At 59.9% G+C, this 13,729-nt stretch carries 14 protein-coding genes; 9 read left to right on the top strand and 5 right to left on the bottom strand.

Annotation, left to right across the window (positions count from 1 at the left end; all coding sequences use genetic code 11):
* Positions 1 to 16: 16 nt before the first annotated feature.
* The 4 genes from ACWGZX_RS17065 to rsgA form a co-directional block, all read right to left on the bottom strand.
* Positions 17 to 502, bottom strand: a complete 486-nt coding sequence (locus tag ACWGZX_RS17065; protein ID WP_452624707.1) for a toll/interleukin-1 receptor domain-containing protein — start codon at positions 500 to 502, stop codon at positions 17 to 19.
* Positions 502 to 1,461: a caspase family protein gene (locus ACWGZX_RS17070; protein ID WP_452624708.1), complete on the bottom strand. Its 960-nt coding sequence runs from the start codon at positions 1,459 to 1,461 to the stop codon at positions 502 to 504. The genes ACWGZX_RS17065 and ACWGZX_RS17070 overlap by 1 nt, the downstream gene beginning before the upstream one ends.
* Before the next feature lie 2 nt (positions 1,462 to 1,463).
* A complete protein-coding gene (locus tag ACWGZX_RS17075; RefSeq protein ID WP_452624709.1) occupies positions 1,464 to 1,871 on the bottom strand; it encodes a TIR domain-containing protein in 408 nt (135 codons plus the stop codon).
* Between the two features lie 212 nt (positions 1,872 to 2,083).
* Positions 2,084 to 3,115 carry a small ribosomal subunit biogenesis GTPase RsgA gene (rsgA, locus tag ACWGZX_RS17080; protein ID WP_046028394.1) on the bottom strand — a complete coding sequence of 344 codons (1,032 nt, stop codon included), beginning with the start codon at positions 3,113 to 3,115 and terminating at the stop codon, positions 2,084 to 2,086.
* Positions 3,116 to 3,222: 107 nt separating this feature from the next.
* Between rsgA and orn the strand changes: the two genes are divergently transcribed.
* Together orn and ACWGZX_RS17090 are read left to right on the top strand one after the other, a co-directional pair.
* Complete coding sequence (orn, locus tag ACWGZX_RS17085; protein WP_056746367.1) at positions 3,223 to 3,765, top strand: oligoribonuclease; 543 nt, start codon at positions 3,223 to 3,225, stop codon at positions 3,763 to 3,765.
* Between the two features lie 181 nt (positions 3,766 to 3,946).
* Complete coding sequence (locus ACWGZX_RS17090) at positions 3,947 to 4,558, top strand: trimeric intracellular cation channel family protein (protein WP_094469417.1); 612 nt, start codon at positions 3,947 to 3,949, stop codon at positions 4,556 to 4,558.
* Positions 4,559 to 4,575: 17 nt separating this feature from the next.
* Here the strand turns inward: ACWGZX_RS17090 and queG are convergent, their stop codons facing one another.
* Positions 4,576 to 5,640: a tRNA epoxyqueuosine(34) reductase QueG gene (gene queG, locus ACWGZX_RS17095; RefSeq protein WP_452624710.1), complete on the bottom strand. Its 1,065-nt coding sequence runs from the start codon at positions 5,638 to 5,640 to the stop codon at positions 4,576 to 4,578.
* A 63-nt stretch (positions 5,641 to 5,703) separates the two neighbouring features.
* Between queG and ACWGZX_RS17100 the strand changes: the two genes are divergently transcribed.
* From ACWGZX_RS17100 to hflX, 7 genes are all read left to right on the top strand, one after another.
* Positions 5,704 to 7,203, top strand: a complete 1,500-nt coding sequence (locus ACWGZX_RS17100) for an NAD(P)H-hydrate dehydratase (RefSeq protein WP_452624711.1) — start codon at positions 5,704 to 5,706, stop codon at positions 7,201 to 7,203.
* Complete coding sequence (gene tsaE / locus ACWGZX_RS17105; RefSeq protein ID WP_452624712.1) at positions 7,191 to 7,661, top strand: tRNA (adenosine(37)-N6)-threonylcarbamoyltransferase complex ATPase subunit type 1 TsaE; 471 nt, start codon at positions 7,191 to 7,193, stop codon at positions 7,659 to 7,661. The genes ACWGZX_RS17100 and tsaE overlap by 13 nt, the downstream gene beginning before the upstream one ends.
* Positions 7,662 to 9,092, top strand: coding sequence for an N-acetylmuramoyl-L-alanine amidase (locus tag ACWGZX_RS17110; RefSeq protein WP_452624713.1), 1,431 nt, complete (start codon positions 7,662 to 7,664; stop codon positions 9,090 to 9,092).
* Positions 9,089 to 10,999, top strand: a complete 1,911-nt coding sequence (mutL, locus tag ACWGZX_RS17115; protein WP_452624714.1) for a DNA mismatch repair endonuclease MutL — start codon at positions 9,089 to 9,091, stop codon at positions 10,997 to 10,999. The genes ACWGZX_RS17110 and mutL overlap by 4 nt, the downstream gene beginning before the upstream one ends.
* A complete protein-coding gene (gene miaA / locus ACWGZX_RS17120; RefSeq protein ID WP_452624715.1) occupies positions 10,999 to 11,970 on the top strand; it encodes a tRNA (adenosine(37)-N6)-dimethylallyltransferase MiaA in 972 nt (323 codons plus the stop codon). Before mutL ends, miaA begins: the two co-directional genes overlap by 1 nt.
* Before the next feature lie 95 nt (positions 11,971 to 12,065).
* Positions 12,066 to 12,326, top strand: coding sequence for an RNA chaperone Hfq (gene hfq / locus ACWGZX_RS17125; protein WP_007902656.1), 261 nt, complete (start codon positions 12,066 to 12,068; stop codon positions 12,324 to 12,326).
* 12 nt (positions 12,327 to 12,338) lie between these two features.
* On the top strand, positions 12,339 to 13,640 hold the full coding sequence (gene hflX / locus ACWGZX_RS17130; RefSeq protein WP_452624716.1) for a ribosome rescue GTPase HflX: 1,302 nt from the start codon (positions 12,339 to 12,341) through the stop codon (positions 13,638 to 13,640).
* Positions 13,641 to 13,729 lie beyond the last annotated feature (89 nt).

Here is a 13,729-nt window from a genome sequence, read left to right on the forward strand (position 1 = left end):
GGCTTTTTTGTACCTGTCAGAAGCCCCGTCGAATGCGGTTCTTGAGCTGGTCGTGGAACAGCTCGGCATCACGCCGGTAAGTGCCGCGAACGGATTCGCTGAACGACTCCAGCCCTATTGAGCGTTTGGAGACCACCTCCTCACGATAGGCATCGATAAAGAAGTTGATGTCGTTCTCGCCGCTCAATTTCGGCCATTTGTCGAGGTACAGCGGCAGCGCGCTGGGGCCGATCTTGTACGAGCAGATCCGGCGGTTGCTGATGGTGGCCTCGCCGATTTCGAACGGCACCCACCACGATTGCGCGGTCTGTTCCGAGACCACGGCCATCAGGTGTGTGCATTCGGTGATGTTGCGGGTGATGACGGTGGTGATGTCTTCAGTGGTCTGCGATTCCGGGTCCAGCACATCGAGGTAGGTCTTGATGTTTGCCTGCGTCAGGCGTGTGTTAATGGCCATCGCATGGGCGCGATCGGTATGGCGGTAGCTGATAAACACAGGCATCAGAAATGTCCTTTGATCGCAAGTTCGCGGTAATAGGCGCCGAGGGCGGTCAGGCGGCAGCCGGTGGAGTGGAGGGCGGCGTAGTACATGTGCTCGGCGTCCACCGGTTCGATCAGGCTGTGGCGATTGCACTTTTGCAGTTGCTTGAAGATGTCGCCGTTGTCGGGATCGAACGTGGCCTCGGTTGGTTCGTAGCTGGGATCCAACGGGAACACGTAGCTCGGTTCCGGGAACCAGTCCTTGAGCTTGCGCAGGGTTTCTTCGGCAATCAGCGGCGTAACTTCCCGCAGCGGTACAAATTGCGAGACGTTGGACTTGAACACCGGCCGTTGCTCCCATGCCCCAAGCGCGTTGTCGACGAACGAATACACGCTGCCGGGCGTGACTTTGCCCAAGACGTTGGCGGCTCCGCCGTGCAGTGCCTGCAGCAACAGGTCGGTAAACACGCCGTGGCCGCGACCCTCGAGCGCCACCTGGTCTTTTTTGCAGGCAGTGAGAATGGTCAGGCCTTCGCTGATCACGCTGCTGCCACCGCGCAACCCGCGCATGGCGGACGCCGCGCCGGCCTGGCAGCAGTCGAGGATGATGATTTTGTTCTTGATGTGGGTCGCGTGTTCCGCCCAGTTGAGGATGTCGCTGATGCGGATGCCTTCGACGCCCTGACCGAAATCCTGAGGGATCAGCATGCCTTCGTCGATGCTGGTATCAAACTGGCCGTGACCGGCGAAATACAGCAGCGCCACATCGCAATCGCCGGAAAACAGGCTCTGGATCTGCTGCTTGAGGTTCGTGTGAGTGAGGTTTTCCTCCGCCGATGTCAGAACCTTGCTGTTGAAGTTCGGACGCCCGTTGGCGTGGCGCTCCAGCACCGAGGCCATGGCCATCGCGTCGTTATTGCATCCGCTCAATGGGGAGACGTAGGTGTAGTGGTTGATGCCGATGAACAGTCCCTTGCGCATGGTTACACCGCCGTGTGCAGGCGAATGGCGTTGACGATGCTGTTGGTATTCCACGCACATTCGGCGTGCGCCGCTTCACGCACCACCGTGGAAATCCGCTCTGCCCCAAACGGCTTGACCGCAATGATCACCTTGCCCATCCGCTTGGCGATCTCGATTTCTTTGTTGATCCACTTGCTGTAGGTCGAATACATCCCCGCCATGATTAGCACCGCCGAGCAGGGCCGGATCTTGTTTTCGATGGCGGCTGCCAGTTGTTTGTCGGTCTGCGCGTCGGTGATCGGGTTGTCCGTCGGCACTGAAAAATTTTTGAATGTGAAGCCGGGTTTGGCGTTCAGCAGGCGCACGAGATTGTCGTGGGCGTGGGGGTAGTTCCACGAATGGCTGATGAACAAATGATAGGTTTGCATGGTTGTCCCTCGGTATCGCCGGAATGCGAAGAGGGCTTGAATGTATGCACTTGAATGGCCGCAACAAGGCCTGCGCGGTTAAAGAGACGGGTCCTTCAAGCGGGCGCGCGGAAGTCTTACAGAGGTGTCTGACGTTTAATCAGTGGGGGCATGTGTAGGTCGCAACAAGCGGCCCACCGTTCCGTCAGTGTCGGGGCGGTGGGCGCGTCTGTTTAGTAACTGGTTTCCGGCAAACTAGCGATGATCGAGCGGTAGCTATTCATCCGTTGCTGCTGCACGCGGCCTTCTTCGAGGGCCTTGAGCAGGGCGCAACCCGGTTCGCGGTCGTGCTTGCAGTCGCGGAAGCGGCAGGTGCCGATCAGGTCGTTGAACTCGATGAAGCCGGCTTCAACGTCGGCACGGCTGACGTGGCCCAGACCGAATTCACGAATACCCGGGGAGTCGATTAACTCACCGCCACCGGGGAAGTGGAACAACCGCGCAGTGGTCGTGGTGTGGGTGCCCTGGCCGGACAGCTCGGACAGCGGGCCGACACGGGCTTCGACTTCCGGCAGCAGGCTGTTGACCAGCGACGACTTGCCGACGCCGGACTGGCCGACGAATACGCTGATGCGTCCGTCCAGTTGCTCTTGAAGTTGCTCCATACCGTTGCCGTGATGTGCCGAGACTTCCAGCACCGGGTAACCGAGCGTGCGGTACACCGCCAGCAAGGCATTCAGCGCCGGGGCATTTTGCTCGTCGATCAGGTCGAATTTGTTGAGCAGCAGCAGCGGACGAATCCCGGCGTGCTCGGCAGCGACCAGATAACGGTCGATCAGGTTCGCGTGAGGCTCGGGTAGCGGGGCGAAGACGATGACGATCATGTCGACGTTGGCCGCTACCGGCTTGAGCTGGCCACGGCTGTCCGGACGGCAGAGTTCGGTTTTGCGCGGCAGTTGCGCCACGATCACGCCGATGCCCTGGTTGCCGGCACGCCAGACTACCTGATCGCCGGTCACCAGCGCCGGGAGGTTGGCACGCAAGTGACAGCGGAACACCTGGCCAGCCAGCTCGCCATCGAGGGCCTCGACTTCGACCTGGACACCGAAGTGCGCGATCACCAGGCCCGTCTGCTCCGGACCCAGGTCGCCACCCTCAAGTGCCTCGACAGCCGAGGACTCGCGTTTGGCGGCGCGGGCAGCGCGTTCGCCCTGAATCTTTTCGATGCGCCAGTTTTGACGACGATTGAGTTGGCGTTTGGCCATGGGTGTTCCGTATCAAGAATGCAGCGATTAGGTAAAACGGCCGCGAGTTTAGCACGCCCCGCCGGTTGCCTAGGCTAAACTGCGCAGCATTGCCTAGGAGCCGACACATGCAAAACCCGCAGAATCTGATCTGGATCGACCTGGAAATGACCGGTCTGAACCCTGATACCGACGTCATCATCGAGATGGCTACCATCGTCACCGACAGTGATTTGAACACCTTGGCCGAAGGTCCGGTGATCGCTATCCACCACAGCGACGAAATCCTCGCCGGCATGGACGAGTGGAACACCCGTCAACACGGCGGCTCGGGCCTGACCCAGCGCGTGCGCGACAGCCGCATCAGCATGGCCGAAGCCGAAGCTGAGACCATCGCCTTCCTGGAGCAGTGGGTGCCCAAGGGCAAGTCGCCGATCTGTGGCAACAGCATCTGCCAGGACCGTCGCTTCCTTTATACGCACATGAAATCCCTGGAAAGCTTCTTCCACTACCGCAACCTCGACGTCTCGACCCTTAAAGAGCTGGCCGCTCGCTGGGCGCCGGACGTGCGCGACAGCTTCAAAAAGGGTAGCACCCACCTGGCGCTGGACGACATCCGCGAATCCATCGCCGAGCTGCAGCACTACCGCAAGCACTTCATCAAGTTCTGATAGCGCCTTGGGTGACGCCATCGCGGGCAAGCCATGCTCCTACAGAAGCGGTGTGTGCCCTGTTTTTGTAGGAGCATGGCTTGCCCGCGATACAGGCAACGCGGTCCTGCGCAATGATCGCCCTCTTTTGGGGCGTCGATGAAGTGAGTAGACTGCGCGCCTTTCTGCAAGGACCGCCGCCATGTTGCTGATGCTCTACCTGATCGCCATCACCGCTGAAGCCATGACCGGTGCGCTGTCTGCCGGCCGCCGCGGCATGGACTGGTTTGGTGTGGTGTTGATCGCCTGTGTCACGGCGTTGGGCGGCGGTTCGGTGCGCGATGTGCTGCTCGGGCACTACCCGCTGACTTGGGTCAAACACCCGGAATACCTGGTGCTGACCTCAATCGCAGCGATGTTCACCGTCTTCGCTGCGCGCTGGATGCGCCACCTGCGCTCGTTATTTCTGGTGCTCGACGCCGTGGGTCTGGTGGCGTTTACCCTGATCGGCTGCATGACCGCGCTGGAAATGGGCCACGGCATGCTGGTGGCGTCGGTCAGTGGCGTGATCACCGGCGTATTCGGCGGTATCCTGCGCGACATCTTCTGCAACGACATCCCGCTGATCTTTCGCCGAGAGCTCTACGCCAGTGTCTCGTTCGCGGCGGCGTGGTGCTACATGCTCTGCATCTACCTGCAATTACCTGGTGAACAGGCGATTTTGATCACGCTGTTTGGTGGCTTCCTGCTGCGGTTGCTGGCGATTCGTTTTCACTGGGAAATGCCGAAGTTTGTTTACAACGACGAAGCCTGACGTCTACACGGCAGCTGCTACAGGAGTCCGTGTTGTTTCAGTGCCCACTCGACATGCTCACGCACCAGCTCCGACGGGTAATCCCTGCGCGCCTTCAACGCTTCCAGCACCGGAATGCTCGACGGCGCGTTACCCAGCCCCACCGCCAAATTACGCAGCCAGCGCTCATAACCGGCGCGGCGTAACGGCGAGCCTTCGGTGCTGCTGAGGAATTTTTCCTCGTCCCACATAAACAGCTCGGCCAATTCGGCATTGTCCAGGTTGTGCCGTGGCTTGAAGTCGCTTTCGCCGGACGGACGGGCGAAGCGGTTCCATGGGCAGACGATTTGGCAGTCATCGCAACCAAACACCCGGTTGCCGATCAGTGGCCGTAAATCTTCCGGGATCGCGCTTTTCAGTTCGATGGTCAGGTACGAGATGCAACGCCGGGCGTCCAGTACGTAAGGGCCGACGAAGGCGTTGGTCGGGCAGATGTCGAGGCACGCGGTGCAACGGCCGCAATGTTCGGTGGTGTGAGGTGGATCGACCGGCAGCGGCAGATCGACAAAGAGTTCGCTGAGGAAGAAGTAACTGCCGGCCTTGCGATTCAAAACCAGGGTGTTTTTGCCGATCCAGCCAAGACCGGCTTGTTCGGCGATGGCTTTTTCCAGTACTGGGGCGCTGTCGACGAACGCGCGGAAACCAAACGGGCCGATCTCACCCTGAATTTTATCGGCCAGTTGTTGCACGCGTTTGCGGATCAACTTGTGGTAATCACGGCCCAAGGCATAACGCGACACGTAGGCTTTTTCCGGCTGAGCCAGCAATTGCGCCATTTGGGTGTCACCCGGCAGGTAGTCCATGCGCAGGGAAACCACGCGCAAGGTGCCGGGAACCAGTTCTTCCGGATGCGAGCGTTTGCTGCCGTGGGCGCCCATGTAGTCCATTTCGCCGTGGTAGCCAGCGGCGAGCCAGCGCTCCAGGTGCTGCTCATGCTCGGCCAGGTCCAGGCCGCTGATGCCGACTTGTTGAAAGCCCAGCTCGCGTCCCCAGTCCTTGATGGATTGGGCGAGGGCGGGCAGGTCTGTAGTAATAGCAGGCATGAGACGAGAGAAACCGGAGCTGAGGTGCGTATAATTCTGCCAGACATCGGAGCTCGAAGACGCATGCCGCACACTAAAGATGATTTACCCGACGCGCTGTATAGCGCTGCGCAGGTCCGCGGGCTCGATGCGAGCCTGATTGCGGGCGGCACTGCGGGCTTCGAATTGATGCAACGCGCGGCGCGGGCGACCTGGCGTGCATTGGTCCGGCAGTGGCCGTCGGCGAATGAGTTGAGTGTGCTGGCCGGTCACGGCAACAACGCTGGTGACGGATATCTGGTGGCGGTACTGGCCCAACGTGCAGGTTGGTCGGTGCGGGTGCTGGCGGTCGGTGATCCCCCGCGTTTGCAGGGCGACGCGGCGTTGGCCCATGCGGAGGCCGTTTCCGAGAATGTCTTGATTGAGTCCTGGACTGCGCAGACCCAACTGCGCGGCATCGTGCTGGACGCGTTGCTGGGCACCGGTCTGACGGGTGAGGTGAGAGCGCCTTACGCTGACGCCATTGCAGCGATCAACGCCTGCGGTTTACCGGTGGCGGCGGTGGATATCCCTTCGGGCCTTTGCGCCGATACCGGTCGCGTCCTCGGTGCGGCGGTGCATGCCAATCTCACTGTGACTTTCATCGGGTTGAAGCTGGGGCTGTTCACCGGTGATGCCGCAGACGTCGTCGGTGAACTGGTTTTCAACGATTTACACGCTGATCCGCAGTTAATTGAGGCCGCGTTGGTCAGCGCTCGTCGCCTGACGGCCCGTAACTTGCCGCAACTTGCCCCCCGAATGCCGACTTCCCACAAAGGCAAATTCGGCCATGTGTTGCTGATCGGTGGTGATCGCGGTTTGGGTGGTGCGATCCTGCTGAGTGCACAAAGCGCTCTGCGCAGCGGGGCCGGCATGGTTTCCGTGGCCACTCGCAGTGAGCATGTCGGCGCCGCGCTGGCTAGAATCCCTGAAGCCATGGTGCTGGGCACGTCATCGGCCAACCAACTGATGGAACTGCTGCAAAAAGTTTCCGTACTGGTGGTCGGTCCCGGCATGGGGCAGGCTTCCTGGGGGCAAAGTTTGCTGTCGGCGGCCGCCAATGCACCGTTGCCGCAAGTCTGGGACGCCGATGCGTTGAACATGCTGGCCGAAGAGCGCGTGAATTTGCCCAAGGATTGCGTGATCACGCCGCATCCGGGCGAAGCGGCGCGGTTGCTTGGGATCAGCACTGCTCAGGTGCAGGCGGATCGCCCGGCAGCGGCGCATGCATTGAGCAAAAAATACACAGCTGTCGTGGTGTTGAAAGGCGCCGGCAGCCTGATAGCCAGCCCCGATGGGCGTCTGGCGTTGTGTCATCAAGGTCATCCGGCCATGGCCGCCGCCGGTCTGGGCGACGTACTGGCCGGCCTGGTGGGTGCGCTGTTGGCTCAAGGCATGCAGGCGTTCGACGCTGCGTGTCTGGCCGTCTGGCTGCACGCCAATGCGGGTGAGCAACAAGGTAAAGAGGGCCGTGGGCTGGCGGCCAGTGATCTGATCCCGGCCATTCGTCAGTTGTTGGAGGAGCAAGCACCGTGTCTGAAGTAACCCTGTACCTGGCTGATGAAGAGGCGATGACCGCCTTTGGCGCACATATCGCAAAAACCACCCAAGGGCACGGTCTGATTTTTCTGGAAGGGGACTTGGGGGCGGGGAAAACCACGCTGTCGCGGGGCATCATCCGGGGGTTGGGGCATGATGGGGCGGTAAAAAGTCCGACATTCACGCTGGTCGAGCCTTACGAGATCGGCGAGATCCGCGCCTTCCATTTCGACCTGTACCGTTTGGTCGATCCGGAAGAGTTGGAGTACCTCGGCATTCGCGACTACTTTGACGACGATGCCCTGTGCCTGATTGAGTGGCCCGATAAAGGTGCAGGCTTTTTGCCAAAGCCCGACCTGACCATTACCATTAGCCCGCAAGACAGCGGGCGTTCGCTGAAAATTTTATCCCAGGGCTCGCGTGGCGAGGCCTGGTGTGCCGCTTTGGCATTGGAAACCAATTAAATGATGGGGTTTGGTATGCGCTTTCGCGCGATGGTAGCTGCCGTAGGATTGTTGTTTTTGGCGGTAACCGTCGACGCTGTGGCCGACACGAAGGTCAATAGCGTTCGCCTGTGGCGGGCGCCGGACAACACACGGCTGGTGTTCGACCTGACCGGGCCTGTGCAACACAGCGTGTTCACCCTGACCGCTCCGGATCGGCTGGTAATCGACATCAATGGGGCGACACTCGGTGCGCCGCTGAACGTCAACACCTCCAATACCCCCATCACCGCCATGCGTTCGGCTCAACGCACGCCGACCGACTTGCGGGTGGTCATCGACCTTAAAAAGGCTGTTACCCCGAAAAGTTTCTCCCTGGCCCCGAACGCCCAATACGGCAACCGACTGGTGGTTGACCTGTTTGATAGCGCCGCCGATGCCTCGCCGTCGCCAGCACCAACGCCTTCGGTCGCCACGGTGCCGGCAGTGCCGGTCACGCCTGTTGAACCGGCGATCAAGCTTCCACCGGCACCGGCCGGCAAGCGCGACATCCTTGTGGTGATCGATGCTGGCCACGGCGGCGAAGACCCAGGCGCCTCGGGCTCTCGCGGTCAGAAGGAAAAAGACGTGGTATTGGCCATCGCCCGCGAATTGCAGCGTCAAGTCAACGGCATGAAAGGCTTCCGCGCCGAACTGACCCGCACCGGCGACTACTTCATTCCACTGCGCGGCCGTACCGAAATCGCCCGCAAGAAAGGCGCCGACCTGTTCGTTTCGATCCACGCCGACGCCGCGCCTTCGAGCGCCGCCTTCGGTGCTTCTGTATTCGCCTTGTCTGATCGTGGCGCTACATCGGAAACTGCCCGCTGGCTGGCGGACAGTGAAAACCGCTCCGACTTGATTGGCGGTGCCGGCAACGTCAGCCTCGATGACAAGGACCGCATGCTCGCAGGCGTGCTGCTCGACCTGTCGATGACGGCGTCGCTGACGTCCAGCCTGAACGTCGGCCAGAAAGTGCTGAGCAATATCGGTCGTGTCACTCCGTTGCACAAACAGCGTGTGGAGCAGGCCGGGTTCATGGTGCTGAAGTCGCCAGACATCCCGTCGATCCTGGTCGAAACCGGGTTCATCTCCAACGCCAACGAAGCCTCAAAGCTTGCGGCATCGAATCACCAACAGGCGCTGGCGCGTTCGATCAGCAGCGGCGTACGCCAGTTCTTCCAACAGAATCCGCCGCCGGGCACTTACATTGCGTGGCTGCGTGATTCCGGAAAAATCGCTCAGGGCCCACGTGATCACCGGGTCAATCCGGGGGAGACCCTGGCGATGATTGCCGTGCGTTATCAGGTGTCGCCAGCGACGCTGCGCAACGCCAATAACCTGTCGAGTGATGAGCTGAAGATCGGTCAGCACCTGACCATTCCAGGCACTGAGTTGGCGGCTAAAGAATGAATCAGGTGGTGATCAATAGCGCTCGCATCGAGCTGCTCAGCCCGCGACTGGCGAACCAGATTGCCGCCGGCGAGGTGGTTGAACGCCCGGCTTCGGTGATTAAAGAGCTGCTGGAAAACAGCCTCGATTCTGGCGCCAAACGCATCGATGTCGATGTCGAGCAGGGTGGCGTCAAGCTGCTGCGGGTGCGCGACGACGGCAGTGGTATTTCTGCTGATGACCTGCCGCTGGCCCTGGCCCGACACGCCACCAGCAAAATTCGTAACCTTGAGGACCTGGAACAGGTCATGAGCCTGGGTTTCCGTGGTGAGGCCCTGGCGTCGATCAGCTCCGTGGCGCGCCTGACCCTGACGTCCCGCACCCGCGATGCCGATCAGGCCTGGCAGGTTGAGACCGAAGGCCGGGACATGGCGCCTCGTGTGCAACCAGCCGCTCACCCGGTCGGCACCTCGGTGGAAGTCCGAGACCTGTTCTTCAACACCCCGGCGCGGCGCAAATTCCTCAAGACCGAAAAAACCGAATTCGATCACCTGCAAGAAGTGATCAAGCGTCTGGCATTGGCGCGGTTCGACGTGGCGTTCCATTTACGTCACAACGGCAAAACCATCCTTAGCCTGCACGAAGCCCATGACGACGCGGCCCGTGCCCGGCGTGTGGCAGCCATTTGCGGTTCTGGTTTTCTCGAACAGGCGCTGCCAATCGAAATCGAGCGCAATGGCCTGCATTTGTGGGGTTGGGTTGGTTTGCCGACGTTCAATCGCAGCCAGGCAGACTTGCAGTATTTCTTTGTGAATGGCCGTGCAGTGCGCGACAAACTGGTGGCCCACGCGGTGCGCCAGGCCTATCGCGACGTGCTGTTCAATGGCCGGCATCCGACGTTCGTGTTGTTTTTCGAAGTCGATCCGGCGGGCGTCGACGTCAACGTGCACCCGACCAAACACGAGGTTCGCTTCCGTGACGGGCGCATGGTTCACGATTTCCTCTATGGCACCTTGCACCGCGCCTTGGGCGATGTCCGACCGGAAGATCATCTGGCCGCACCGGTGGCGACGGCCATCGTGCGACCGACCGGCCTGGACGCCGGTGAATTCGGCCCTCAGGGCGAGATGCGCCTGGCGGCCAATGCGCTGCTGGAGCAGCCTCAGGCGCAGCCGTCGTTCAATACTCCGGCTGGCTCGGGCGCTGGCGCCGGTTATCAGTATCAATACACGCCGCGGCCTCAGTCCGGGGTGCCGGTCGCCGAAGCTCAGGCCGCCTACCGCGAGTTTTTTGCACCGCTGCCCGAGGCCAACGCGGTCGCACTGCCGGCCGGGCAGGACGACATTCCGCCGCTGGGTTATGCACTGGCGCAACTCAAAGGTATCTACATCCTTTCGGAAAACGCCCAGGGGCTGGTGCTGGTGGACATGCATGCGGCTCACGAGCGAATCATGTACGAACGCCTGAAAATCGCCATGGCCAGCGAAGGCCTGAGCGGTCAGCCGCTGCTGGTACCCGAGTCATTGGCCGTCAGTCAGCGCGAAGCCGATTGCGCCGAAGAGCACGTCGCGTGGTTCCAGCGTCTGGGCTTTGAATTGCAGCGCCTGGGGCCTGAATCCTTGGCCATCCGGCAGATCCCGGCCTTGCTCAAGCAAGCTGAAGCTAATCGACTGGTCAGTGATGTATTGGCGGACCTGATGGAATACGGCTCCAGCGACCGGATTCAGGCTCATCTGAACGAACTGCTCGGGACGATGGCCTGTCACGGCGCGGTTCGTGCGAATCGGCGCCTGGCGATCCCGGAAATGAACGGTCTGCTGCGCGACATGGAAAACACCGAGCGCAGCGGTCAATGCAACCATGGCCGACCGACCTGGACCCAATTGGGCCTGGACGATCTGGACAAACTCTTCTTGCGCGGTCGTTGATGAGCCAGCTCCCTCCAGCGATTTTTCTGATGGGCCCGACCGCTGCGGGCAAGACCGACCTGGCCATCGAACTGAGCAAAGTCCTGCCGTGCGAGCTGATCAGTGTCGATTCGGCACTGGTCTACCGTGGCATGGACATTGGCACTGCCAAGCCATCGAAAGAAATTCTCATCCAATTCCCGCACCGATTGATCGACATTCTTGACCCGGCCGAAAGCTATTCGGCCGCTGATTTTCGCCGTGATGCCCTCGAAGCGATGGCCGATATCACTGCGCGGGGAAAAATCCCGCTGCTGGTGGGCGGCACAATGCTCTATTACAAGGCGTTGGTCGAAGGTCTGGCGGACATGCCGGCGGCTGATCCGGATGTGCGTGCGCAGATCGAGGAAGAAGCTGCGCGCCTTGGCTGGCAAGCGCTGCACGATCAATTGGCGGTCATCGATCCGGAATCGGCGGCGCGTATTCATCCGAACGATCCGCAGCGACTCAGTCGAGCACTGGAAGTTTATCGCGTCAGCGGTCAGAGCATGACCGAGCTGCGACTGAGACAAACTGCGCAAAGTACTGAAGCAGCCGCTTCGGGACTGCAACAATTGCCCTATACTGTCGCGAACTTGGCCATTGCTCCGGCAAATCGCCAGGTACTGCACGAGCGAATTAAACAAAGATTCACGAATATGTTGGAACAGGGATTCATTGACGAGGTCGTAGCCCTGCGTAAGAGAAGTGACCTGCATTCCGGGTTGCCGTCTATACGTGCAGTAGGCTACCGACAAGTCTGGGATTACCTGGATGGCAAGCTGACGCAAGCCGAGATGCAGGAGCGTGGAATCATTGCCACGCGCCAATTGGCAAAACGTCAGTTCACCTGGCTGCGCAGTTGGGCTGATTTACACTGGCTGGACAGCCTCGATTGCGACAATCTGCCGCGCGCCTTGAAATACTTGGGGTCCATCTCCATATTGAGGTGAGACCTTGCAATTGCCGTCTATCCTAGGGGGTGTGACGGCTAAAGCCATCTGTTTACCTATTTTTTTTATTTTGAATCCTTAAAGGAGTGCGGCACATGTCAAAAGGGCATTCGCTACAAGACCCTTACTTGAATACTTTACGTAAAGAGAAAGTTGGGGTGTCTATCTACCTGGTCAACGGTATCAAACTGCAAGGCACGATTGAGTCTTTCGACCAGTTCGTTATCCTGCTGAAAAACACCGTGAGCCAGATGGTTTACAAACACGCTATCTCTACAGTGGTGCCGGTTCGTCCAATTCGTCTGCCTAGCGCAACCGAATCCGAAGCAGGTGACGCTGAGCCAGGTAACGCCTGATAGGAGTCTCCTTTGTTCTTTGAGCGCCACGGTGGTGGTGAACGAGCCATTCTCGTTCACTTGGATGGTCAGGACCCTGAGGCGCGCGAAGATCCGCAGGAGTTCCAGGAATTGGCAATATCGGCAGGTGCCGAGACCGTCGCGTTTTTTAACGTGCCGCGTCATCGGCCAACCGCCAAATACCTGATTGGCAGTGGCAAGGTCGAGGAATTACGCGACCTGGTCAACGCCGAGCAGGTAGATCTGGTGATTTTCAATCACATCCTCACGCCCAGTCAGGAACGTAACCTTGAACGTGTGTTCGAGTGTCGCGTGATCGACCGCACGGGTCTGATTCTCGATATTTTCGCCCAACGCGCCCGCACCCATGAAGGCAAGCTCCAGGTCGAACTGGCCCAGCTTGAGCACATGAGTACGCGGCTGGTTCGTGGCTGGACTCACCTTGAGCGGCAGAAAGGCGGTATCGGTCTGCGCGGTCCGGGTGAAACCCAGCTCGAAACCGACCGACGCCTGTTGCGGGTTCGCCTGCGGCAAATCAAGGGGCGTCTGGAGAAGGTCCGCAGCCAGCGCGAGCAGTCTCGTCGCGGGCGCAAACGCGCTGACATTCCGACGGTTTCACTGGTGGGTTATACCAACGCCGGCAAATCGACGCTGTTCAACTCGGTGACCGATTCCGACGTCTTCGCTGCTGATCAGCTCTTCGCGACCCTCGACCCGACCTTGCGTCGACTCGAGCTCGATGACCTCGGGCCGATCGTGCTGGCCGATACAGTGGGCTTCATTCGTCATCTACCTCACAAGCTGGTCGAGGCATTTCGAGCTACGCTCGAAGAGTCGAGCAACTCTGACTTGCTGCTGCATGTGATCGACGCTCATGAACCCGAGCGTATGGCCCAGATTGAACAGGTCATGGTGGTGCTCGGGGAGATCGGGGCGCAAGACTTGCCGATCCTTGAGGTATACAACAAACTCGATTTGCTCGAGGGCGTAGAGCCGCAGATCCAGCGCGATGCCGATGGCAAACCGCTGCGGGTCTGGTTGTCGGCCAAGGACGGTACAGGCCTGGACCTGCTCAAGCAGGCCCTGGCCGAGTTGCTTGGGAATGATTTGTTTGTTGGTACCTTGCGCTTGCCGCAACGTTTTGCTCGACTGCGTGCACAATTTTTTGAAGTCGGTGCGGTACAGAAAGAAGAACACGACGAAGAAGGCATCAGCTTGCTGGCCGTTCGCTTGCCACGGATCGAATTGAATCGATTGGTGAGCCGCGAAGGTTTGCAGCCGAATGACTTCATCGAGCAACACACTTTGCAATAAAAGCCTGAGAAAGCGGTTGTGTCGTGGTGACAGGCATTCTGTAGCATTGGTCGGCGCGCCGTGGGTGCGTCTTTGCTTTATCAGATGGA

The sequence above is a fragment of the Pseudomonas sp. CLCA07 genome (genome assembly GCF_053615335.1).